General features: G+C 73.0%; 22 protein-coding genes. 10 read left to right on the plus strand and 12 right to left on the minus strand.

The features are described 5' to 3' along the window. Positions 1-16: 16 nt before the first annotated feature. Positions 17-1,342, minus strand: coding sequence for a BTAD domain-containing putative transcriptional regulator (locus ACIGXE_RS19810; protein WP_399749044.1), 1,326 nt, complete (start codon positions 1,340-1,342; stop codon positions 17-19). A gap of 220 nt (positions 1,343-1,562) precedes the next feature. On the opposite strand from ACIGXE_RS19810, the gene ACIGXE_RS19815 reads away from it, so the two are divergent. Continuing rightward, a complete protein-coding gene (locus ACIGXE_RS19815) occupies positions 1,563-2,534 on the plus strand; it encodes an RNA polymerase sigma-70 factor (protein WP_399749046.1) in 972 nt (323 codons plus the stop codon). A 124-nt stretch (positions 2,535-2,658) separates the two neighbouring features. Then, positions 2,659-3,168, plus strand: coding sequence for a hypothetical protein (locus tag ACIGXE_RS19820; RefSeq protein ID WP_399749048.1), 510 nt, complete (start codon positions 2,659-2,661; stop codon positions 3,166-3,168). 36 nt (positions 3,169-3,204) lie between these two features. Here ACIGXE_RS19820 and ACIGXE_RS19825 read toward each other — a convergent pair whose 3' ends face one another. Then, on the minus strand, positions 3,205-3,552 hold the full coding sequence (locus ACIGXE_RS19825; protein WP_399749050.1) for a DUF1330 domain-containing protein: 348 nt from the start codon (positions 3,550-3,552) through the stop codon (positions 3,205-3,207). 78 nt (positions 3,553-3,630) lie between these two features. Continuing rightward, positions 3,631-4,674 carry an NAD(P)-dependent alcohol dehydrogenase gene (locus tag ACIGXE_RS19830; RefSeq protein ID WP_399749051.1) on the minus strand — a complete coding sequence of 348 codons (1,044 nt, stop codon included), beginning with the start codon at positions 4,672-4,674 and terminating at the stop codon, positions 3,631-3,633. A gap of 129 nt (positions 4,675-4,803) precedes the next feature. On the opposite strand from ACIGXE_RS19830, the gene ACIGXE_RS19835 reads away from it, so the two are divergent. Further along, positions 4,804-5,670 carry a helix-turn-helix transcriptional regulator gene (locus ACIGXE_RS19835; protein WP_399749053.1) on the plus strand — a complete coding sequence of 289 codons (867 nt, stop codon included), beginning with the start codon at positions 4,804-4,806 and terminating at the stop codon, positions 5,668-5,670. A 100-nt stretch (positions 5,671-5,770) separates the two neighbouring features. On the opposite strand, the gene ACIGXE_RS19840 is transcribed toward ACIGXE_RS19835, so the two are convergent. Both ACIGXE_RS19840 and ACIGXE_RS19845 read right to left on the minus strand, forming a co-directional pair. Next, on the minus strand, positions 5,771-7,033 hold the full coding sequence (locus ACIGXE_RS19840; RefSeq protein WP_399749054.1) for an Ig-like domain-containing protein: 1,263 nt from the start codon (positions 7,031-7,033) through the stop codon (positions 5,771-5,773). A gap of 192 nt (positions 7,034-7,225) precedes the next feature. After that, the gene (locus ACIGXE_RS19845; protein WP_399749056.1) at positions 7,226-7,570 is read right to left on the minus strand and encodes a hypothetical protein; all 345 of its coding nucleotides are present in this window, start codon (positions 7,568-7,570) and stop codon (positions 7,226-7,228) included. 109 nt (positions 7,571-7,679) lie between these two features. Here ACIGXE_RS19845 and ACIGXE_RS19850 point away from each other — a divergent pair, with 109 nt between their 5' ends. Beyond that, positions 7,680-7,946, plus strand: a complete 267-nt coding sequence (locus tag ACIGXE_RS19850) for a hypothetical protein (protein WP_399749058.1) — start codon at positions 7,680-7,682, stop codon at positions 7,944-7,946. A 171-nt stretch (positions 7,947-8,117) separates the two neighbouring features. Here ACIGXE_RS19850 and hutH read toward each other — a convergent pair whose 3' ends face one another. From hutH to ACIGXE_RS19875, 5 genes are all read right to left on the minus strand, one after another. Beyond that, the gene (gene hutH, locus ACIGXE_RS19855; RefSeq protein WP_399749102.1) at positions 8,118-9,659 is read right to left on the minus strand and encodes a histidine ammonia-lyase; all 1,542 of its coding nucleotides are present in this window, start codon (positions 9,657-9,659) and stop codon (positions 8,118-8,120) included. Between the two features lie 782 nt (positions 9,660-10,441). Next, entirely contained in the window at positions 10,442-11,557 is a 1,116-nt protein-coding gene (locus ACIGXE_RS19860) for a diguanylate cyclase domain-containing protein (protein ID WP_399749060.1), read from the minus strand. A 129-nt stretch (positions 11,558-11,686) separates the two neighbouring features. Next, complete coding sequence (locus tag ACIGXE_RS19865; protein ID WP_399749062.1) at positions 11,687-12,481, minus strand: enoyl-CoA hydratase/isomerase family protein; 795 nt, start codon at positions 12,479-12,481, stop codon at positions 11,687-11,689. A gap of 60 nt (positions 12,482-12,541) precedes the next feature. After that, entirely contained in the window at positions 12,542-13,693 is a 1,152-nt protein-coding gene (locus ACIGXE_RS19870) for an adenylate/guanylate cyclase domain-containing protein (RefSeq protein WP_399749064.1), read from the minus strand. A gap of 172 nt (positions 13,694-13,865) precedes the next feature. After that, a complete protein-coding gene (locus ACIGXE_RS19875) occupies positions 13,866-14,717 on the minus strand; it encodes a biotin--[acetyl-CoA-carboxylase] ligase (RefSeq protein WP_399749066.1) in 852 nt (283 codons plus the stop codon). A 134-nt stretch (positions 14,718-14,851) separates the two neighbouring features. Here ACIGXE_RS19875 and ACIGXE_RS19880 point away from each other — a divergent pair, with 134 nt between their 5' ends. After that, positions 14,852-16,456: an acyl-CoA carboxylase subunit beta gene (locus ACIGXE_RS19880; RefSeq protein ID WP_399749068.1), complete on the plus strand. Its 1,605-nt coding sequence runs from the start codon at positions 14,852-14,854 to the stop codon at positions 16,454-16,456. Between the two features lie 20 nt (positions 16,457-16,476). Continuing rightward, entirely contained in the window at positions 16,477-16,689 is a 213-nt protein-coding gene (locus ACIGXE_RS19885) for an acyl-CoA carboxylase subunit epsilon (RefSeq protein WP_399749070.1), read from the plus strand. Between the two features lie 125 nt (positions 16,690-16,814). Here ACIGXE_RS19885 and ACIGXE_RS19890 read toward each other — a convergent pair whose 3' ends face one another. Then, positions 16,815-18,263 (minus strand): MFS transporter, encoded by a 1,449-nt coding sequence (locus ACIGXE_RS19890; RefSeq protein ID WP_399749072.1) that lies wholly within the window; start codon positions 18,261-18,263, stop codon positions 16,815-16,817. Between the two features lie 69 nt (positions 18,264-18,332). Between ACIGXE_RS19890 and ACIGXE_RS19895 the strand changes: the two genes are divergently transcribed. From ACIGXE_RS19895 to ACIGXE_RS19905, 3 genes are all read left to right on the plus strand, one after another. Further along, entirely contained in the window at positions 18,333-18,980 is a 648-nt protein-coding gene (locus tag ACIGXE_RS19895) for a TetR/AcrR family transcriptional regulator C-terminal ligand-binding domain-containing protein (RefSeq protein WP_399749074.1), read from the plus strand. 71 nt (positions 18,981-19,051) lie between these two features. Continuing rightward, on the plus strand, positions 19,052-19,180 hold the full coding sequence (mmpB, locus tag ACIGXE_RS19900) for a morphogenic membrane protein MmpB (protein WP_399749076.1): 129 nt from the start codon (positions 19,052-19,054) through the stop codon (positions 19,178-19,180). 39 nt (positions 19,181-19,219) lie between these two features. Further along, positions 19,220-19,825 (plus strand): Maf family protein, encoded by a 606-nt coding sequence (locus ACIGXE_RS19905; RefSeq protein ID WP_399749078.1) that lies wholly within the window; start codon positions 19,220-19,222, stop codon positions 19,823-19,825. An 18-nt stretch (positions 19,826-19,843) separates the two neighbouring features. Here ACIGXE_RS19905 and ACIGXE_RS19910 read toward each other — a convergent pair whose 3' ends face one another. Continuing rightward, positions 19,844-20,269, minus strand: coding sequence for a hypothetical protein (locus ACIGXE_RS19910; RefSeq protein WP_399749080.1), 426 nt, complete (start codon positions 20,267-20,269; stop codon positions 19,844-19,846). Positions 20,270-20,654: 385 nt separating this feature from the next. Here ACIGXE_RS19910 and ACIGXE_RS19915 point away from each other — a divergent pair. Next, the coding region (locus ACIGXE_RS19915; RefSeq protein WP_399749082.1) for a biotin carboxylase N-terminal domain-containing protein at positions 20,655-21,277 on the plus strand (623 nt) is incomplete at its 3' end.

Consider the following 21,277-nt stretch of genomic DNA (forward strand, 5'->3'; position numbering starts at 1 on the left):
TTCCGCGCCCCGTCCCTCACGCCCCGCAGGTCGCCAGTGAGCACCAGCGGCGGCGGCCGGACTCGTCGAGGAAGAGCCAGCCGCAGTCGGCGCTCGGGCAGGCGCGGAGGGTGAGGCGGCGCGGGTCGGCGAGGAGCTCGGCGGCGGCGCGGGCGGTGGCGTGGAGGGGGAGGTCGAGGCCCGCGGAGGGGGCGAGGCGCCATTGGGCGAGGCCGTCGGGGCCGAGGGTGAGGACGGCGGAGCGGGCGGCCTGCTGGGCGACGGCGGCGACGGTGTGGAAGGCGCGGACGTCGGCGGGGTCGGTGAGGCAGGCGTAGAGAGCCGTGCGGAAGGCCCTGGCCTCGGCGAGGGCGGCGGCGGCCGCGTCGGGGCGGGCGGCGGCCTCCCTGAGGAGGCGGTCCACCTGGGGGTCGTCGGCGAGGTCGTGGTGGCCGGCCCAGACGGCGAGGGTCTCGTAGGCGCGCAGCCAGTCGGAGCCGGGGACCTCGGGGGTGTGGTGCCAGCCGGCGAACGTGTTGCAGAACTCCAGGGCGGGGTGGCCGCTGGTGGTCCAGGGCAGCCACTGGTCGCGGACGCGGACCGCGTAGAGCGGGGCCGGGGGGCGGTCGAGGCGCGGGTCGCCGGCCAGGATGCGGTCGTGGAGGGTGGTGAGGGCGGGGCCGGGGTCGATGCCGAGTTCGGTGACCAGGTGGCGCCGCGTGGTCCGGTACAGCGCGAGCGCCTCCGCCTGCCGGCCGGCGCGGTAGAGGGCGGTCATGAGGGCGGCCACCAGCCTTTCCCTGCCGGGGAGTTCGGCGGCGAGCGGGCCCAGGTCGGCGAGGACACGGGCGTGCAGGCCCATGGTGAGCCGGGTCTCGGCGCGCTGCTCCAGGGCGGTGAGGCGCAGTTCGGCGAGCCGCCCGCCGAGCCGGTCGCGCAGGGCCTCGTCGACGGTGCCGTCGAGCAGCGGGCCGCGCCAGAGGGCGAGCGCCCGGTCGTAGCAGCGCACCTGCTCGCCGGGGTCGCCGGCCACGGCCGCCTGACCGGCGAGGTCGAGGAACTCCCGTACGTCCACGGTGTGCCCGGAGAGGTCGACCGCGTAGCCGTCGTGCCGGGTGGCCACGGTCACCCCGTACGGCTTGAGGGCGGCCCGCACCCGGCCGACGTAGGTGTGCACCGTGCCGCGCGCGGAGTCCGGCGGGGCGCCGTTCCACAGCAGGTCGGCGATGCGGGGCACGGACACGACCCGGCCCGCGTCGAGCAGCAGGATCGCCAGCAGGCACCGCTCCTGCCGGCGGATGCCCAGGTCGACGCGTATGCCCTCGTGGCGGGCCTCGAAGGGGCCGAGCAGGCTGAAGTCCATGGGATCGGAGCGTACGGCGGTGCGGTGGCGGTGCGGTGGGGGTACGCCGGGCCGGCGGGCGGGTAGGGGCTCACGCGGGGGCCACCGCTCCGCCTTCGGCACCCGGTCGAGCCGGGTTCCCGGCAGGGAAACGGCCGTTCCGCCCGCTCGCGGGCGATCCGGCGTTGATCATGATGGTCGAGGGGCGCGGTCCGACGGGCGCGCCGCCCGTCATGACGGCATGATCCGAGGAGGAGTTGGCGTGAACGCGATCGACACGGACCGAGCGGACAGGACCGAGGAGTTCCAGGAACTACGGCCGCTGCTGTTCTCGATCTCGTACCGGATCCTCGGCAGCGTCAGCGAGGCCGAGGACGCGGTCCAGGAGGCCTGGCTGCGCTACGCGGCCACCCCGACCCGGCCGGTCTCGCCGAAGGCCTTCCTGTCGGCGACCGTCACCCGGATCTCGATCGACGTGCTGCGTTCGGCGCGGGTCCGCCGGGAGGAGTACGTCGGTCAGTGGCTGCCCGAGCCGCTGCTCTCCGACCCGTACGAGGACCCGGCGCGCGCGGCCGAGCTCGCCGACTCGGTGTCGACGGCGGCCCTGTTGCTGCTCGAACGGCTCAGCCCGCTGGAGCGCGCGGTGTTCGTGCTGCGGGAGGTGTTCGCGTTCGGCTTCCCGGAGGTCGCCGAGGCGGTGGGGCGCTCGGAGGCGGCCTGCCGCCAGCTCGCCGTCCGGGCCCGCAAGCACATGGAGGAGGGCCGCCCCCGCTACGAGGCGGACCGCGAGGAACGGGAGGAGCTCGCGGCCCGCTTCTTCCAGGCCCTGCGCGAGGGCGAGGTCGCGGAGCTGCGCGACCTGCTGTCCGCCGACGCCCAGCTGGTCGGCGACGGCGGCGGCAAGGCGCCGCAGCTGGCCCGGGTGATCGTCGGGGCGGACAACGTGGCCCGCCTCATCGCCTCGTACTTCGCCGCGCTCGGGGGGATCGAGGTCACGATGGACCCGCAGGAGGTCAACGGCGGGCCGGGTGCCGTCTTCCGCGACCGCGACGGCAAGGTGATCACCACCTGGGCGCTCGACATGGCCGACGGACACGTCCGGTCGATCCACACCGTGGTCAACCCCGACAAGCTCGGGCACCTGGGGCCGGTGGCGGACAGCTGGGCGATCGCCGAGGAGGTGAAGAAGGCGCGCCGGGCGGCCCGCGGCTGACCGCGGCGGACCGGCGGTTCCCGGGCCTGGTCAGGATGTGGTCAGAGCCCGGCGGGAGGGTGAGGGACGACGGCGCCGCCGAGGCGCCGTCACCTTCAACCACCCCTCCCACCCAGGAGTTTCCATGCGACGCACGCTCGTCCCGCTCGTGGCGGCCGGAGCCGCCCTGCTCGCCACGGCGGCCCCCGCGGGTGCCCAGGACCCGGTCGGCGACTGGACGCCCGCTCCCTCCCCCGCCTGGGCCTATCCGGCCGGTGCGCGCTGCGACTTCGCGGTCCAGGGCTCACCCGTGGTCGACGAGGTCGTGCGGCGGACGGTCGCGACCTACCCGGACGGCACGCGGGTGGTGGAGTACAAGGGCGATCTGGTGGTCCGGGTGGTCAACTCCGCCACCGGCGCTTCGTACGACGCCGACGCGAGCGGCCGGGCGCTGGTCGAGACGCGGCCGGACCGCTCGCAGCGCTGGTACGTGGTCGGGCCGATCCTGGCGGGCTTCGGCGAGGGCGGCGGCAACGTGGGGCGCGGTCTGTACACCGTGGACGGCGCCTTCACGCTGGACGTCTCCCCCACCGGCTTCAAGACGCTGACCCTGCTGTACGGCTCGACCGAGTCCCTCTGCGACAAGGTGGCCTGACCGGGGTCGGTCTGCGGCAAGGTGGCCTGACCGGGGTCAGCGGGTCGCCGCGCGCAGGGCCGCCGCGGTGGCGGCCGCCTCGTACCCCTCGGGGACGCCGTCGATCAGCAGGACGTCGCCGTTCATGTGCCGGGTGCGGAGCGGGACGAGGGCCTGGTAGGGCGCGGAGTCGTACCAGGCGCGGGCGTCCTCGAAGCTCGGGAAGCCGATGATGACGACGGCGCCCGGCCAGGCGCCCTCGCGGACCTCGCGGGTGGGGGCGCCGTGGACCAGGAAGCGCCCGCCGAACGGGTCGAGGGTGTCCTGGATGCGCTCCATGTAGACGAAGACCTCCTCGTCGAGGACGGGCTTCGGGTGCAGGTTTCCGATGGCGTAGGCGGTCATGGGAACAGCGTGCCGGGGCATGGCGTACGGGTCGATTACCTCGCACGTCATGCCCCGGCGGGCCGGTGCGGCGGGGCGTCAGATCGTCGACGCGTCGATCACGAAGCGGTAGCGCACGTCGGACGCCTCGACCCGCGCGTAGGCCTCGTTGACCTGGTCGGCGGTGATCAGCTCGATCTCGGCGCCCAGGCCGTGGGCGGCGCAGAAGTCCAGCATCTCCTGGGTCTCCTTGATGCCGCCGATCATCGAGCCGGCCAGCGTCTTGCGGCCGCCGATGAGGGAGAACAGGCCGACCTTGACCGGCTCCTCGGGGGCGCCGACGTTCACCAGCGCGCCGTCGGTCCTGACCAGGCTCAGGTAGGCGTCGAAGTCCAGCGGCGCGGAGACCGTGGAGATCACCAGGTCGAAGCTGCCGCGGAGGGCGGCGAAGGTCTCCGGGTCGCTGGTGGCGTAGTAGTGGTCGGCGCCCAGCTTGAGGGCGTCCTCCTGCTTCTTCAGGGACTGGCTGAGCACGGTCACCTCGGCGCCGAGCGCGTGGGCGATCTTCACGCCCATGTGGCCGAGGCCGCCGAGGCCGACGACGGCGACCTTCTTGCCGGGGCCGGCCTGCCAGTGGGCGAGCGGCGAGTAGAGGGTGATGCCGGCGCACAGCAGCGGGGCCGCGACGTCGAGCGAGATGCCCTCGGGGATGCGCAGGGTGTAGTTCTCGTCGACGACGATGTGGGTGGAGTAGCCGCCGTAGGTCGGCTCCCCGTTCTTGTCGAGGGCGTTGTACGTGCCGGTCATGCCCTTGACGCAGTACTGCTCCAGGCCCTGCCGGCAGTACTCGCACTCCCGGCAGGAGTCCACGAAACAGCCGACGCCGACGCGGTCGCCGAGCTGGTGCCTGGTGACACCCGGGCCGACCTCGGTGACGATGCCAGCGATCTCGTGGCCGGGCACCATCGGGAAGATGCCCTCGCCCCAGCCGTTGTGGGCCTGGTGGATGTCGGAGTGGCAGATGCCGGCGTACTTGATCTCGATGAGCACGTCGTGCTCGCCCACGGCCCGGCGGGGGATGGTGGTGCGCTCCAGCGGGGCGTCGGGGGCGGGTGCGGCGATGGCGGAAACGGTCGTGGTCATGGCTGAAAGCTTGCCGGACGGATCCGGCCGCACCCAGTGCCCTGGTCTGCCTACGACCGGCGTGCCTACCACTGGCAGGGTCAGGAACGTACGTCCGGCACCGCTCCCGACCGGGAATACTGGGGAGGTATGGACCTCAGTGCCGAACTCAGCGAATTCCTCCGGACCCGCAGGGCGCGCCTGAAGCCGCAGGACGTGGGGCTGCCCGAGTTCGGGCGGCACCGCCGGGTGCCCGGCCTGCGCCGCGAGGAGCTGGCCCAGCTGGCCGGGGTCTCCGTGGCCTACTACACGCGTCTCGAACAGGGCAACGGCAAGAACGTGTCCACGGAGGTCCTGGACTCGATCGCGCGGGCACTGCGGCTCAGCGACACCGAGCGGGCGCATCTGACGCACCTGGCGAAGCCGACGGTCAAGAAGCGGCAGCGGGCGGCGATCACCCGCCCGCAGAAGGTGCGGCCCGGCCTCACGCACCTGCTGGACGCCATGGAGGGCGTGCCGGCCTTCGTGCTGGGCCGCCGGGGCGACATCCTGGCCTGGAACCGGATGGCGCGGGCCCTGCTGGGCGACTTCACCACCTGGGAGCCGCGCGAGCGGAACATGGCCCGGATGATCTTCCTCGACCCGAACGCGCGTGATCTGTACGTCGACTGGGAGTGCAAGGCGACCGAGGTCGTGAGCGTGCTGCGGCTGTACGCCGGCATGTACCCGGACGACCAGGAACTGCTGTCCCTGGTGGGTGAACTGTCGGTCAGGAGCGAGGAGTTCCGCTCGCTGTGGGCGGCGCACACGGTGACCGACAAGGGGCACGGAACGAAGCGGCTGCGGCATCCGCTGGTGGGCGAGATGACGCTGGCGTACGAGTCCCTGAAGGTGTCCGGCGACGACCCGGACCTGATCCTGGTGACGTACCACGCGGAGCCGGGCTCGCCCTCGGCGGACGCGCTGCGGCTGCTCGCGCAGTGGGGCGTGGACGAGCCCGTGGACGTACGGGAGTAGGCCCGGGGGCCGGGCCGGGAGGAAACGGCCTGACGGGGCGACATGACGCGACGGCCCCCTCGCCTTCGGGCGAGGGGGCCGTTCACGTGGTGCGGACGGGTCAGACGGCGGAGCCGGCCTTCCACTCGGACCAGCTCAGGTTCCAGCCGTTGAGGCCGTTGTCGGGAGCGATCGTCTTGTCCTTGGAGTTCTTGACGATGACCACGTCGCCGATGATCGAGTGGTCGTAGAACCACGCGGCCTGCTGGTTGGGGTCGCCGGCGCCCTTGACGTCGGCGAGGCCCACGCAGCCGTGGCTGGTGTTGACGCTGCCGAAGATGGAGCGCGAGCCCCAGTAGTTGCCGTGGATGAACGTGCCCGACGTGGACAGGCGCATGGCGTGCGGCACGTCCTTGATGTCGTACTCGCCCTTGCCGTCGGAGTCGGTGAAGCCGACGGTGGCGCCGTTCATCCGGGTCTCCTTGAACTTCTCGGAGATCACCATCTCACCGTTGTAGGTGGTGTTCTCCGGGGAGCCCGCCGAGATCGGGATGGTCTTGATCGTGCGGCCGTCCTGCTTCACCGTCATGGTCTTGGCGGACACGTCGACGACGGAGACCTGGTTGCGGCCGATCTTGAAGGTGACCGTCTTCTTCTGGACACCGAAGACGCCGTTGGCACCCTCGACGCCGTCGAGGTCCAGCTTCATGGTGACCGTGGAGCCCTCGGTCCAGTACTTCTCGGGACGGAAGTCGAGCCGCTGGGCGTTGAACCAGTGGCCGACGACCTCCTGGCCGGAGCTGGAGGTGACCGAGATGCCGCTCTGGACGGCCTTCTTGTCGGTGATCGACTTGTTGAAGGTGATCGAGACCGGCATGCCGACGCCGACCGTGGAACCGTCCTCCGGCGTGAAGTTGCCGATGAAGCTGTTGGCCTTCGAGACGGTGGTGAAGGAGGCGTTCTCGTGCGCCTCGAGACCGTCGGCGTCCTTGGCGGTCGCGGCGATCTTGTAGACGGTGCCGCGCTTGAGCTGCCCGCTCGGCGTCCAGCTCAGGCCGTCCGCGGCTATCTCGCCCTTGACGGTCTCGCCCTCGGCGGAGGTCATGGTGACCTCGGTGAGCTTGCCGTCGGCGACGGTGACCTTGGCGTCGTCGTTGATCGAGGCGTTCTGGGAGCCGTTCTTCGGCGAGATGGTGATCTGCGCCTTCGAGGTCTTCTGCGCGGCGGCCTCGTCGACCTGAGCCTGTGACTGCTGCGAGGCGTCGGCGGCGCCGCCCTTGTCGCTGTCGTTGCACGCCGAGAGCACCAGCACGCCGCCGAGCACCGCGGCGGCCGCCGCCAGGCTCTTACGGCGCTTGCCGTACGTCATCACACGCTTCTCCATCGTCGCCGATTACCTGCCACTTCCCACTGAAACACCCATGAGCACCCGTCCGGTTCCGTAACCGGAAGGTTTGTGGGGAACACCACTCATCGACACGCACCGGCGGAGCGTTCGGTTCCGTCCGGGTCTCCCGCGCCACGGGCGAGGGCCCCGGGACGACACCGTCCCGAGGCCCTCCGGGGGCTCGTGGGCTCAGGTGCGCTCGTCCTCGTCGTCTTCCCGCACACCATCTTCGTCGTCGAGGTCCCACTCCATCGCATCGGGGTCGTACTCGATCTCCTCGCTGCTCCAGGAGGCCTGCACCATCTCGACGCCGGGGACGGTGGTGACCAGGTCGAACGGCTCGACGAGGTAGGCCAGGGCCTCGGCGCTGTCCTCGGCGACGGCGGCTCGGGCGTGCACCCGCTCCTCCTCCGGCATGAACTCGTCGGCGTCGATCCGGCCGACGGCGGCCTCGGCGAGTTCGGCGGGCCCGTCGACCTCCAGGACCAGATCGACACGAAGGCGCACATAGCGTGATGTCTCGGAAGTGCTCATGGGCGGAGCGTAGAACGCGGGGAGGCCTCGGCTTTCCCGCGACCCGCTGTGTTCACTAGCATCGGCGCACCTACCAATTAGCGGTTTCCGCAAGGGGGATCAGAAACACGTGTCCGTCGCCCGACGCCCGCTGCTCACCGCCACCGCCGCGGGGACCCTGCTCTGCGCGCTGTGGTTCGTGCCGTCCGCGAACGCCACCGGAGACGGCAGAGCGGATCAGTCGCAGTCGGTCGTCTCGGATCCCCAGGACGACGGGCGGCTCGCGGAGACCGGCGGCGTGGACACCACGCCGTACCTGCTCGGCGGGACGCTGTTCCTGGGCGTGGGCGCGGGCTTCGTGACCCTGGCGATGCGCCGCGGGGGCCGGGCCTCCTGAGGGCTGCGGGACGCAGCCGCGGGTCAACGACCGCGGGACAGCGGCCACGGGACTACGGCCACGGGACAGCGGCCGGGGCACAACAGCCGCGAGACAGCGGCCGTGGACACGGAACATGCGGAAGGGCCGCCCCCGGGATCGGGGGCGGCCCTTCCGCCGTGGCGACGCGGGTTACGCCAGCGGGCCGGTGACCGGCTCGACGGCGGCGACCAGCCGGCCCTCGCGCACGAAGGCGTCGGCGGCGGCCAGGTCAGGGGCGAGGAAACGATCCGGCCCGGGACCCTCGACGCCGGCCGCGCGCAGCGCCGCGATGGCGGCGGCGGAGGCCGGGGCCGGGCTCAGGCCGTGGCGGAGCTCGATGCCGCGGGTGGCGGCGTAGAGCTCGACGGCGATGATCCGGTTGAGGTTGTCGATCGCGGTGCGCAGCTTGCGGGCGGCGGACCAGCCCATGGAGACGTGGTCCTCCTGCATCGCCGAGGACGGGATGGAGTCGGCGGAGGCCGGGACGGCGAGCCGCTTCATCTCGCTGACCAGCGCGGCCTGCGTGTACTGGGCGATCATCAGGCCGGAGTCGACGCCCGCGTCGTCGGCGAGGAACGGCGGCAGGCCGTGCGAGCGGTTCTTGTCGAGGAGCCGGTCGGTGCGGCGCTCGGCGATGGAGCCGAGGTCAGCGGCGGCGATCGCGAGGAAGTCGAGGACGTACGCGACGGGGGCGCCGTGGAAGTTGCCGTTGGAGCGGACCTCTCCGCCGGGCAGCACCACCGGGTTGTCGACGGCGGCGGCCAGCTCGCGCTCCGCGACGAGCCGGGCGTGCGTCATGGTGTCGCGGCCGGCGCCGGCGACCTGCGGGGCACAGCGGACCGAGTAGGCGTCCTGGACGCGCGGGGCCTCGCCGCTCTGGAAGTGACCGGTGAGCTCGGAGCCCTTGAGGACGGCCAGCATGTTGGCGGCGGAGGCGGCCTGGCCCGGGTGCGGGCGGATGGCGTGCAGCTCGGGCTCGAGGACCTTCTCGGTGCCGAGCAGGGCCTCCAGGGAGAGCGCGGCGGTGATGTCGGCCGACTTGTAGAGGTTGTCGAGGTCGGCGAGGGCCATGATCAGCATGCCGAGCATGCCGTCGGTGCCGTTCAGGAGGGCGAGGCCCTCCTTCTCGCGGAGCTCGACGGGCTCGATGCCGGCGGCGGCGAGCAGCTCGCCGGCCGGCTTGACCACGCCGTCGGCGCCTTCGGCGTCGCCCTCGCCCATGAGCGCCAGGGCGCAGTGGGAGAGCGGGGCGAGGTCGCCGGAGCAGCCGAGGGAGCCGTACTCGTGGACGACCGGGGTGATCCCGGCGTTGAGCAGGTCGGCCATGGTCTGCGCGACCTCGGGGCGGACACCGGTGTGACCGGAGCACACGGTCTTGAGGCGCAGGAACATCAGCGCGCGCACGACCTCGCGCTCGACGCGCGGGCCCATGCCGGCCGCGTGCGAGCGGACGATGTTGCGCTGGAGCTGGGTGCGCAACTCGTGGCCGATGTGCCGGGTGGCGAGGGCGCCGAAACCGGTGGAGACGCCGTAGACCGGCTCCGGCTTGGCGGCGAGCGCGTCCACGGTGGCGCGGGCGGCGGCCAGCGCCTGGACGGCCTCGGATGACAGCTCGACGCGCGCGCCGTGGCGGGCGACGTCGATGAGGTCCTGCGGGGTGGTGCCGGACGTCCCAAGGACGACAGTCTGCATATCCATATTCAGCACCCTACGGACTGAAGAGCGACCTGTCACTAGATGGCCGGCGTGAGGCTCTCGTTCTCAGTCTGCGCGAGCGGCGCGGCCCGGTCCTGGGCGGCGGCCCGGCGACGCGGGCGCGGGGGGGCCGGCCTCGGGGACGCGGGGCGCGGACCGGCGACGGACGGCGCGGGGGCCGGCCCCGGGGTACGCGGAGCGCGGACCGGCGACGGACGGCGCGGGGGCCGGCCCCGGGGTACGCGGGGCGCGGACCGGCGACGGACGGCGCGGGGGCCGGCCCCGGGGGACGCGGAGCGCGGACCGGCGACGGACGGCGCGGGGCCAGCCCCGGGGGACGCGGAGCGCGGACCGGCGACGGACGGCGCGGGGCCAGCCCCGGGGGACGCGGGGCGCGGACCGGCGACGGGGGCGCGGGGGGGCCGGCCCCGGGGGACGCGGGGCGCGGACCGGCGACGGACGGCGCGGGGCCAGCCCCGGGGTACGCGGAGCGCGGACCGGCGACGTCGGCGCCGCGGCCGGCCGGCGACGCACGCGAATTGACCCGAGGCCGGCCGGCGGCGGACGCGAACTGGACAGCGCGGCCGGCCGGCGACGCACGCGAGCTGGACGGCGAGGCCGGCGGACGACATACGCGAGCTGGACGGCGAGGTCGGCGGAAGGCCGGCGCACGTGGTCGGGCGGCACCTCGGAGCGGCGGGCGACGGGGCGACGGGGCACCCCGGAGGCGTCCTTCGACGGGCCACCGGCCACCCCGGCGGCCGGAGCCCCGCCGCGCCCTACACCGGCGGCGCGTCCCGGAAGCGGCGCCTGTCGCGGGCTCCCGGAGGGGCGTCGGCGAGGCGGATGACGCCGCCGTCGCGGCCGGCCACCACCGGCTTCGCCGAGCGGGCGGCCTTGGCCTGGTACTGCGCCGCGTCGGCGAGGCGGAAGAGCCGGCGGGCCGACTTCAGCGGGCCGATGGGGTCGCCGGTGGACGCCACCCCGCACGCGACGCCCTCGCCGAGCTCCAGCTCCGCGGCGCGGACGCACAGCTCCTCCGCGACCGCCACCACCTCGTCGGCGGTCGGGCCGACCGTGAGGAGGCAGAACTCGTCGCCGCCGAGCCGGGCCGCGAGGGCGCCCGGCAGCATCGCCCCGCAGCGGGACAGCACGGAGCCGAACCGTTCCAGCAGCCGGTCGCCGACCGCGTGGCCGTGCGTGTCGTTGACCCGCTTGAGGCCGTTCAGGTCGCACACCATGAGGCTCACCACGGAGCCGTCGACCCGGTAGCGCTCGATCGCCTGGTCGAGCCGGGTGTCGACGGCCCGGCGGTTGGCGAGCCCGGTCAGCGGGTCGGTGAAGGCCAGCTTGCGGACCTCCTCCAGGCGCTCGGCCTGGGCGATCCCCGCGGCGACGACCGCCGCGAGCACCGTGGCGAAGTCGGCCTCGTCCCGGTCGAAGGGCACCGCCCCGCCCGGCCTGGCGACGTACAGCTCGCCCCAGGCCCGCCCGTGCAGCACGATCGGCGCGACCACGCAGCAGCCGCGCCCGCGCCGCCGCAGGCCGGTGACCCGGCCGGTCGGGACCCGGTCCGCCGCCGTCTCCACCCAGGCGTCCGGCTCGCCCCCGCCCGCCCACTGCTCGTGCAGGAACTCGGTGATCTCCGGGAACTGGTGGACCGGGTAGGTCTCGGAGTCCGGGAACTCCTCCTCCCCCACCGCCCGCTCCCCGGCGTTCACCAGGACCTTCAGGCGGCCGTGGTCCCGTTCCCAGACGGAGAGCGCCGCGAAGCTGCCGCCGAGCGCCTCGCAGGCGCCCAGCGCCGCGGCCCGCCAGAACTCGCGCGGGGTGTGCGCCGCCGCCATCGCCTGCGCCAGCGCCACTACGGCCCGCAACCGCACGTCCTCACCCATTCCTCCAGCTTAGGGAGGTTTGATCCGTTTTCCCTTCTGGGACGTCACAGAAAGTTACACATAGTGAGAATTGGGACGATTTGGATACGAAATCCCCGGGGCGGCCGCCCCGGCGTCACGCGCGGTCGGCTACTCGCCCGGCCACTCCGGCTTCCGCTTCTCGTTGAACGCCGCCACACCCTCCGCCCGGTCGCCCGAGAAGGCCACCGAGCGCCAGGCCGCGTCCTCGACCTCCAGGCCCGCCCGCAGGTCCAGGCCCTGGCCGAGCCGCATGGCCTTCTTGGCCGCGCGCAGGCCGACCGGCGAGTTCGCGGCGATCCGGCCGGCCAGCTCCAGGGCGGCCGTCCGGGCGTCCTCCTCCAGGAGGTCGACGAGCCCGAGCTCGCGGGCCTCGGCGGCCTCCACGCGGCGGGCCGTGAAGACCAGCTCGGCGGCGCGTGCCGCGCCCACGCGGCGCGGCAGCAGCTGCGTACCGCCGCCGCCGGGGATGACGCCCACGGAGACCTCCGGGAGCCCCACCACGGCGGTCCCGTCGGCCACGATGACGTCACAGGCCAGCGCCAGCTCGAAGCCGCCGCCGAGGGCGAAGCCGTGCACGGCGGCGACGGTCGGCATGGGCAGCTCCAGGACCCCGGTGTACGCGGCGCGGGCGACCGGCCGCTGGCGGACCAGCTCGGCGTCGGTGAAGGAGTTGCGCTCCTTGAGGTCGGCGCCGACGCAGAAGGCCCGGTCGTTGGAGGAGGTCAGCACCGTGACCCGCACGGACGGGTCGGCGGCCAGCGCGTCGCAGGCGGCACCGAGCGAGCGGGCCATCTCCGAGGAGACCGCGTTCATCGCCTTGGGCCGGTCGAGCACCAGCTCGGCGACATGCCCGGCCCCCTCCTTGCGGACCACCACGAACTCACCAAAACGCTGCTCGGACATGCTGAGAGCCCTCCCGGTCGACGCCTGTTAACGGGTGTTAACGGCTGTTCACCGGAGATCCTAGGTCGGGCGGCGGCTCAGCAGCCAGGGCTCCACGACGCCGAGTCCCCGGACCGGGCGCTGCCACATCGGCTGGAGCGCGAAGCGGTACGCCGGAGGCCGCTCGCCCTCCTTCTCGGCGTGCGCGGCCTCCTCCGCCGCCTTCGTCTCGGAGACGGGCGCCTCGCCGGTCCTGGTGAGCTCCTCGGCGAGGGCGCTGTCGACCAGGACGGCGTCCTTGGGCGCTATCGAGGTGAGCCGGCTGGCCAGGTTGACGGTGGTGCCGAAGACGTCGCCCATCCGGGTCGTGACGGTGCCGAAGGACAGGCCGACGCGCAGCGCCGGCATGGTCTCGTCGTGGCCGAGGGTCTCGATGAGCCGGAGGCCGATCTCGGCGGCGGTGCCGGCGTCGTCGGCCGCGTACAGGACCTCGTCGCCGAGGGTCTTGATGAGCCGGCCGCCGTGCGCGGCGACCAGGTCGGCGCACGTGGTCTCGAAGGCCTCGACGAGCTCGCCGAGCTCCTCCTCCTCCAGGCGCCGGGTGAGCCGGGTGAAGCCGACGAGGTCCGCGAAGCCGACCGCGAGCCGCCGGTCGACCATCTCCTCGTCGTCCGCGGCCTGCACGACCCGGCCGGTGGCGGCGGCGAGCTGGCGGCGCCACACGTAGATCAGGAACTCCTCCAGCTCGGGCAGCAGCAGCTCGACCAGGGGGTAGGTGACCTCGGTGCGGGTCATGCCGGGCTCGGGCGGCTCGGTGAGGCCCTCCAGGAAGGAGTCGATCTGCCATTCGGCCAGCCGGGCGGTGGTCTGTCCGGTGGAGCGGGCGACCTGCACGGCCATCGGCTCGCTGAGCAGTCCGGCCTCGACGAGACCGGCGAGGCGACGCAGGGCGAGCACGTCGGCCTCGGTGAGGGCCTTGGCCTGCCCGATGTCGGCGAAGCCCATGGCCCGCCAGAAGCGGGAGGCGAGCTCCATGGAGACGCCGGCGGTGCGGGCGGCCTGGAAGGGGGTGTAGCGGCGGTCGGCGCCGAGGATGAGCTGTTCGAGGCGGATCGCCAGCGGGTCGTCGGTCGGCTCGGCCGTGTGGTCGACGACATGGTGGGGTGTGGGATAGGTGGGGTTCGTGGCTGGCTGTTCGGCCCCGGCGCCGTTGTTCGCGTCGTCGACGGTCACCGGCCGCCTCCTGCCCGTTCCCTGCCCACTGTCCTGCCGATCTGTCGCGTGGATGACCCTTCACGCGTCGCGCTCCACGAATCGCGCTCCACGATACGACAGGTGTGTGCTGGCTCACGCCCGAACCGGTCGCGCGCGCGGCACCCGACCGGTTCGGACGCTTCGGGCCGGGTCAGTCGGCCGCCCGCAGGTGGACGATGTCGCCGGCCGCGACGGCCTCGGTGCCGCCGCCCTCGGTCGCGACGACGAGCCGTCCGTCGCCGTCGACGGCGACGGCGTCGCCTTCCAGCATGCGCTCGCCGGGCAGGTCCGCGCGGACCCGGCGCCCGAGGGTCGCGCAGCCGGCCGTGTAGGCCTCGTGGAGCCCGGAGGCGGCCGGATCGCCGTCGGCGCGGACCCAGTCGCCGTACCACTGCTCCAGGGAGCGCAGGACGGCCCTCAGGAGCGTGTCGCGGTCGGTGGAGACGGCGTCGGCGAGCAGGAGGGAGCCGGCCCCGGGGACCGGGAGCTCCTCCTCGCGCAGGGTGACGTTGATGCCGAGACCGATGACGATGCCGTTCGCGCCGGCCCGCTCGGCGAGGATGCCGCCGGTCTTGCGTTCCTCGCCGCCGATGCGTACGAGAAGGTCGTTGGGCCATTTGAGGGACAGGCCGACACCCGCGGCCTTGGCGAGGCCGCCGGCGGCGGCGACGCCGGTGAGCAGCGGCAGCCAGCCCCAGCGGTGCACGGGCGCCGCGGGCTTGAGGAGGACGGAGACGAAGATGCCGGAGCGGGCCGGGGCGCTCCAGGTGCGGTCGAGGCGGCCGCGCCCGGAGGTCTGTTCCTCGGCGACGAGGACGGCGCCTTCGGGGAGTTCGTCGGCGCGGGCGGCGAGGTCGGAGTTGGTGGAGCCGGTGGACTCGACGACGTCGAGGGAGGTCCAGAGTCCGTCGGGGAGCACGAGCGCGTGGCGCAGCGCGGCAGCGTTGAGGGGCGGGCGGTCGAGGTCCGACCAGCGTCCCGCTGAGCCTTGGGAGGACGTCATGCAAGCCAGCGTAGGTGTGGCAAACGCCGCACTGCCGAACCGTATCGACGCCGATACGCTACGGGTCAGTAGCCAAGGGCTAGCCCATTCGTAGTCAACGAACCCCCCGTGACCAGGCAGGGAGCCGCATCCCGATGTCCGAGCCGGCAGAGCACAACGAGATCGACATTCACACGACCGCGGGCAAGATCGCGGACCTGCAGCGCCGGATCGGCGAGGCCACGCACGCCGGTTCCGAACGGGCGGTCGAGAAGCAGCACGCGAAGGGCAAGCTGACCGCGCGCGAGCGGATCGCACTGCTGCTCGACGAAGGTTCTTTCGTGGAGCTGGACGAGCTGGCCCGGCACCGGTCGACCAACTTCGGCCTGGAGAAGAACCGCCCCTACGGCGACGGCGTCGTGACCGGCTACGGCACGGTCGACGGCCGCCCGGTCGCGGTCTTCTCGCAGGACTTCACCGTCTTCGGCGGCGCGCTCGGCGAGGTCTTCGGCCAGAAGATCATCAAGGTGATGGACTTCGCCCTGAAGACCGGCTGCCCCGTCGTCGGCATCAACGACTCCGGCGGCGCCCGCATCCAGGAGGGCGTGAGCGCCCTCGGCATGTACGGCGAGATCTTCCGCCGCAACACCCACGCGTCCGGCGTGATCCCGCAGATCTCGCTGGTCGTCGGCCCGTGCGCGGGCGGCGCGGTGTACTCGCCCGCGATCACCGACTTCACGGTGATGGTCGACCAGACCTCGCACATGTTCATCACGGGCCCGGACGTCATCAAGACGGTGACCGGCGAGGACGTCGGCTTCGAGGAGCTGGGCGGCGCCCGCACCCACAACTCGACCTCGGGTGTGGCCCACCACATGTCGGGCGACGAGAAGGACGCGATCGAGTACGTCAAGTCCCTTCTGTCCTACCTGCCGTCGAACAACCTCTCCGAGCCGCCGGCCTTCCCGGAGGTCGCCGACACGGAGGCGACGGACGAGGACCGCGAGCTGGACACGCTGATCCCGGACTCCGCGAACCAGCCGTACGACATGCACACCGTGATCGAACACGTCCTCGACGACGGTGAGTTCCTGGAGACCCAGGCCCTGTTCGCGCCGAACATCCTCACCGGCTTCGGCCGCGTCGAGGGCTTCCCGGTCGGCGTGGTCGCCAACCAGCCGATGCAGTTCGCGGGTTGCCTCGACATCGACGCCTCCGAGAAGGCCGCGCGGTTCGTGCGCACCTGCGACGCGTTCAACATCCCGGTGCTGACCTTCGTCGACGTCCCCGGCTTCCTGCCCGGCGTCGGCCAGGAGCACGAGGGCATCATCCGGCGCGGCGCGAAGCTCATCTACGCGTACGCCGAGGCCACCGTCCCGCTGATCACGGTCATCACCCGCAAGGCCTTCGGCGGCGCGTACGACGTCATGGGCTCCAAGCACCTGGGCGCCGACCTCAACCTGGCCTGGCCGACCGCGCAGATCGCGGTCATGGGCGCGCAGGGCGCGGTCAACATCCTGCACCGCCGCACCCTGGCCGAGGCCGAGCACAACGGCGAGGATCTGGAGGCGGTGCGCGCCCGGCTGATCCAGGAGTACGAGGACACGCTGCTCAACCCGTACATCGCGGCCGAGCGCGGTTACATCGACGGGGTGATCCTGCCGTCCGACACGCGCCCGCAGATCGTGAAGGGTCTGCGTCAGCTGCGGACGAAGCGGGAATCCCTGCCTCCGAAGAAGCACGGCAACATCCCGCTCTAGCCCTCGGGAGGGACAGCACGATGATCAAGGTCGTACGAGGGAACCCGACCCCGGAGGAGCTGGCCGCCGCACTGGCGGTGGTCCAGGCCCGGGCCGCCGCGACGGCGGCGGCTGCCGCCGAGGGCGGCGGCCCGCAGGCACCCGAGGGCTGGTCGGACCCGGCACGCATCGCCCGCGGCGTCCGCCACCGCCCGGGCCCGCGCTCCTGGGCGCGGTCCTACTGGCCCGTCTAGACACGTTCGCACGCCGAAGGCCGGATCCCTTGTGCGGGGGGTCCGGCCTTCGGCGTGGAGCGGGGGCGCCGACGCCCGCGTACGCGCGCCTGGTCGCGCTCGGGACGACCGAAAGGGCTCGGTCGTCACGCCCGGTCGGCCACCGCGTCCTGCCGAGCCGGCGTTTCGCCGCGGCGCAGGAAGAGCGCCGAGGCGAGGACGGCGGCGATGACGACGGCCGCGTTGACCAGTACCGCCCGGCCGATGCCCGCGGGGAGCGTCGCGGCGGTGACGACGACGGCGCTCATCACGGGGGTGCCGAGGGTGATGCCGACCTGCTGGGTCATGGTGGCGATGCCGGTGGCCATGCCCTGCTCGGCGTCCGGGAGCCCCGAGGTGGCGGTGACCATGAAGCCGACGATGGCGAGCATGTTGCCGACGCCGCCGGCGAAGGTGCCGGCGAGGAGCAGCCCGTACGTGCTCCGCTCGTCGCCCAGGGCGGTCAGCGAGAGCGTGGCGAGGGCCTGGAGCGCGCCGCCCGCGACGAGGGCGGTGCGGGCGGAGAAGCGCCCGATGAAGCGCGGGGCGAGCAGCCCGCCGAGGACCGTGCCGGCGCCCAGGACGCCGAAGGAGAGGCCGGCGGCGAGCGGGGAGAAGCCGAGCACGTCCTGGAGGTGCAGGGTCATCAGGAAGACCAGTGAGGTCTCGGTGGCGAAGGCGACGAGCCCGGCGGCGTTCCCCCAGACGACCGTACGGCGCCGGAGCACCCGGACCGGTACGAGCGGGGCGGGCGAGCGGCGCTCGACGAAGGGGAAGGCGGCCAGCAGGACGGCGGCCGTGGCGAGGGCCACGAGGACGGCGGGGTCGGTCCAGCCGGCCTCGCCGGCGGCGGTGAGCCCGTAGACGAGGGCGAGCAGGCCGCCGGTGACGGTGACGGCGCCGGGGACGTCGAGCCGGGGACGGTCGGCCGGGCGGCTCTCCTTGATGACGGCGGGGGCGACGAGCAGCACCGCGAGGGCGACGGGCACGTTGACGAAGAACGCCCACCGCCAGGACAGCAGGTCGGTCAGCACCCCGCCGAGCACGGCGCCGGTGGTGAACCCGGCGGACATCAGCGCGCCGTTGAGACCGAGCGCCCGGTCGCGCAGCGGGCCCTCGGGGAAGGCGGAGGTGAGCAGGGAGAGTCCGGCCGGGGTGACCGCGGCGGTGGCGAGGCCCTGGGCGACCCGGGCGGCCATCAGCATCTCGGGCCCGGTGGCGAGTCCGCCGGCCAGGGAGGCGGCACCGAGGACCGCCATGCCGCCGAGGAAGATCCGGCGGCGGCCGACGAGGTCGGCGACGCGCCCGAAGAGCAGGGTGAATCCGGCCGCCGCGAGGGCGAAGGCGGTGGCGATCCACTGGAGGCCGCCGAGGGTGAAGCCGAGTCCCTGACCGATGACGGGCAGGGCGACGTTCAGGATCGAGAAGTCCACGGCGAGCATGAACTGGGCGACGAGGAGGACGACGAGGACGAGCCGCAGGCGTCCGTCCATCCGGGTGGTTCCCTGGGGGGACTCCGTGGCGGACGGAGCGGGCGAGACGTCGAGCGCGACCATGACGGGACTCCTTAATGGGAGACTGGTTCCGTTAAGATGTCCGAGACGGTAGCAGACCGAGGAGCGTTAATGGAACAGGAGACCCGTTTGAGCGAGAGCCCGTCGGCCGTGCCCGGCACCGTGCGCCCCGGAGGCCGTACCGCGAAGGTGCGCCGGGCGGTCCTCGACGCCACCGAGGAGGCCCTCGCCACGGCCGCCTTCCACACCCTGAACATGGACCAGATCGCCGCGCGCGCGGGCGTCGGCAAGACCACCGTCTACCGCCGCTGGGGCTCCCCCGTCGGCCTGGTCGCCGACCTCCTGCACGACATGGCCGAGCAGTCCCTGCCGGCCGCCGACACCGGCGACCTCGCGGGCGACCTGCGGGCCAACGCCGCCCTCGTCCACCGCACGCTCACCGACCCGCGGATGGGCGCCGTCTTCCGCGCCGTGATCGCCGCGGCGGCCTGCGACGAGGAGTGCGCCCGCGCCCTGAACGGCTTCTACCGCACCCGCCTGGCGGAATGGGCCCCCGTGGTGACCAGGGCGGTGGCCCGCGGCGAGGTCCCCGCCGGCACCGACCCGCTCGAACTGCTGCGCGCGGTCTCGGCGCCGCTCTACTACCGCTTCGCGATCACCCGCGAGGAGCTGACGGAGGCGGACGCCGAACGCGCCGTCACGGCGGCCCTGGCGGCGGCGCGGGCGGGCTCCTTCACACGGAGCCCGGACGCGGAATAGTCCCTCGGTGCGAAGCGCCTGAGTACCCGTACTCAGGCGCCCACCCCCCTTCCGCCCCCAGCATCGAGAGCATGCTGTGGTCCGACCCCGACAACGAGCCGCCCGAGGAACTGCGCGACATGCAGTTCATGGTGTGGCGCGCGGGCGTCGTCCTCGGCGTCGCCATGGTGGTCTTAATGCTCGTGGTCGGCGCACGCTGAGGGGCTGAGGACGAGCCACGGGCTCGCTACGCTGCCCCCATGACTGCTGATCGCCGCCGTGTCGTACTCGCCTCCGCCTCCCCCGCCCGGCTCGGACTGCTCCGGCAGGCCGGCCTCGCCCCGGAGGTCATCGTGAGCGGCGTCGACGAGGACAGGGTGCACGCCCCGACCCCCGCCGAGCTGGCCCTCGCCCTCGCCGAGGCCAAGGCCGCCCACGTCGCCGCCCGGCCGGAGGCCTTCGGCGCGCTCGTCATCGGCTGCGACTCGGTCCTGGAGCTGGACAAGCAGGCCCTCGGCAAGCCCGCCGACGCCGAGGAGGCCACGGCCCGCTGGCAGGCGATGCGCGGCCGGGTCGGCATCCTCCAGACGGGTCACTGCGTCTACGACACGGCGGCCAAGCGCTACGAGTCGGCCACCGCGTCCACCGTGGTCCGCTTCGGCGAGCCGACCGACGCCGAGATCGCCGCGTACGTCGCCAGCGGCGAACCCCTCCACGTGGCGGGCGCGTTCACCCTGGACGGGCGCTCGGCCCCCTTCATCGAGGGCATCGACGGCGACCCGGGCAACGTGATCGGCCTGTCCCTGCCCCTGCTGCGCACCCTGCTCGGCAAGCTCGGGGTCTCGATCACCGACCTCTGGACCTGAGCCCTCCCGAGCGCCCGCTCACGCGGCGGCCGGCGCCTCCCGGGCGTCGGCGCGGGTCTCCCCGTACGCCACGAGGGTGAGCACGATCAGGCCCAGGACGACCATCATGAACGCGAAGGCGCCCCACCCGAGCAGACCGACCGTCACGGCGCCGAGGACGCCGTGGACGACGGCGCAGCCGATGAGCAGCGCCCGGCCGGCGCGCCCGGGGCGGCGGTCGCGTATCGCGGCGACCAGCGGCACCAGGCCGCACAGGAGCAGGAGCGCGCCGGAGGCGAGGCCGAGGGCCCAGGTGCCGGTGTACATGGCCTCGGGGTCGAGTCCGTCGAGGGACATCGACTGGGCCTTCACGAACCGGGCCATCACGGCGTTGATCGCCACGATGCCGGGTGCTTCGAGGAAGAGCACCGCCGCCGTCACGAGTGCTATCGGTCTGCGGGCCACCTCGGCCACCCCCTGAATGCGGCTGTTACCTCCGGTACGTACGTCAGTCCGAAGGCTACTGGCCGGTAAAACCCTGGACAAGGGTCAGGAACGGGAAGGGGAACGAGCACAGGTCGACGGCGTGCGGGCAAAGAATGATGGAGCCATTCGTAGGGACTCCACAAAGAAACCCGTTTGGCGACTGGTCGCGCGAACAGAGACCTGCGCCACACCTCGGAGCTACTGTGCCGTAAAGAATCCCTGCGTACCGTGGTGCGACAAGGGATTTCACGACCCGAGCAAGCCTCGAATCACGCTCCGTGTGGGCAAGCTCACCACTGGGGACGGGTCGAAAGGCCGTGTCGGCAGTCCCTAAACTCAGCTTGTTTCAAGGAGGGAGCCAATCGTGCGCAAGGTGCTCATCGCCAACCGTGGCGAAATCGCTGTCCGCGTCGCCCGGGCCTGCCGGGACGCCGGGATCGCCAGCGTAGCCGTCTACGCCGATCCGGACCGGGACGCTCTGCACGTCCGCGCGGCCGACGAGGCGTTCGCCCTGGGCGGTGACACTCCGGCCACCAGTTACCTGGACATGGCCAAGGTGCTCCAGGCCGCCAAGGATTCGGGTGCGGACGCGGTCCACCCGGGTTACGGCTTCCTCTCGGAGAACGCGGAGTTCGCGCAGGCCGTGCTGGACGCCGGTCTGACCTGGATCGGCCCGCCGCCGCAGGCCATCCGGGACCTCGGCGACAAGGTCGCCGCCCGCCACATCGCCCAGCGCGCCGGCGCGCCCCTGGTCGCCGGCACCCCCGACCCGGTCTCCGGCGCCGACGAGGTCGTCGCCTTCGCCCGGGAACACGGCCTGCCGATCGCCATCAAGGCCGCCTTCGGCGGCGGCGGCCGCGGCCTGAAGGTCGCCCGCACCCTCGAAGAGGTCCCCGAGCTCTACGACTCCGCCGTCCGCGAGGCCGTCGCCGCCTTCGGCCGCGGCGAATGCTTCGTCGAGCGCTACCTCGACAAGCCCCGCCACGT

Source organism: Streptomyces sp. NPDC053431 (genome assembly GCF_044544925.1).
Lineage (GTDB): Bacteria > Actinomycetota > Actinomycetes > Streptomycetales > Streptomycetaceae > Streptomyces.

Bases quoted from the DNA above. Each gene is read 5' to 3' on its own strand.
- ACIGXE_RS19810 (WP_399749044.1), bottom strand. From the start codon at position 1,342: ATGGACTTCAGCCTGCTCGGCCCCTTCGAGGCCCGCCACGAGGGCATA.
- ACIGXE_RS19815 (WP_399749046.1), top strand. From the start codon at position 1,563: ATGATCCGAGGAGGAGTTGGCGTGAACGCGATCGACACGGACCGAGCG.
- ACIGXE_RS19820 (WP_399749048.1), top strand. From the start codon at position 2,659: ATGCGACGCACGCTCGTCCCGCTCGTGGCGGCCGGAGCCGCCCTGCTC.
- ACIGXE_RS19825 (WP_399749050.1), bottom strand. From the start codon at position 3,552: ATGACCGCCTACGCCATCGGAAACCTGCACCCGAAGCCCGTCCTCGAC.
- ACIGXE_RS19830 (WP_399749051.1), bottom strand. From the start codon at position 4,674: ATGACCACGACCGTTTCCGCCATCGCCGCACCCGCCCCCGACGCCCCG.
- ACIGXE_RS19835 (WP_399749053.1), top strand. From the start codon at position 4,804: ATGGACCTCAGTGCCGAACTCAGCGAATTCCTCCGGACCCGCAGGGCG.
- ACIGXE_RS19840 (WP_399749054.1), bottom strand. From the start codon at position 7,033: ATGGAGAAGCGTGTGATGACGTACGGCAAGCGCCGTAAGAGCCTGGCG.
- ACIGXE_RS19845 (WP_399749056.1), bottom strand. From the start codon at position 7,570: ATGAGCACTTCCGAGACATCACGCTATGTGCGCCTTCGTGTCGATCTG.
- hutH (WP_399749102.1), bottom strand. From the start codon at position 9,659: ATGCAGACTGTCGTCCTTGGGACGTCCGGCACCACCCCGCAGGACCTC.
- ACIGXE_RS19860 (WP_399749060.1), bottom strand. From the start codon at position 11,557: ATGGGTGAGGACGTGCGGTTGCGGGCCGTAGTGGCGCTGGCGCAGGCG.
- ACIGXE_RS19865 (WP_399749062.1), bottom strand. From the start codon at position 12,481: ATGTCCGAGCAGCGTTTTGGTGAGTTCGTGGTGGTCCGCAAGGAGGGG.
- ACIGXE_RS19875 (WP_399749066.1), bottom strand. From the start codon at position 14,717: ATGACGTCCTCCCAAGGCTCAGCGGGACGCTGGTCGGACCTCGACCGC.
- ACIGXE_RS19880 (WP_399749068.1), top strand. From the start codon at position 14,852: ATGTCCGAGCCGGCAGAGCACAACGAGATCGACATTCACACGACCGCG.
- ACIGXE_RS19885 (WP_399749070.1), top strand. From the start codon at position 16,477: ATGATCAAGGTCGTACGAGGGAACCCGACCCCGGAGGAGCTGGCCGCC.
- ACIGXE_RS19890 (WP_399749072.1), bottom strand. From the start codon at position 18,263: ATGGTCGCGCTCGACGTCTCGCCCGCTCCGTCCGCCACGGAGTCCCCC.
- ACIGXE_RS19895 (WP_399749074.1), top strand. From the start codon at position 18,333: ATGGAACAGGAGACCCGTTTGAGCGAGAGCCCGTCGGCCGTGCCCGGC.
- mmpB (WP_399749076.1), top strand. From the start codon at position 19,052: ATGCTGTGGTCCGACCCCGACAACGAGCCGCCCGAGGAACTGCGCGAC.
- ACIGXE_RS19905 (WP_399749078.1), top strand. From the start codon at position 19,220: ATGACTGCTGATCGCCGCCGTGTCGTACTCGCCTCCGCCTCCCCCGCC.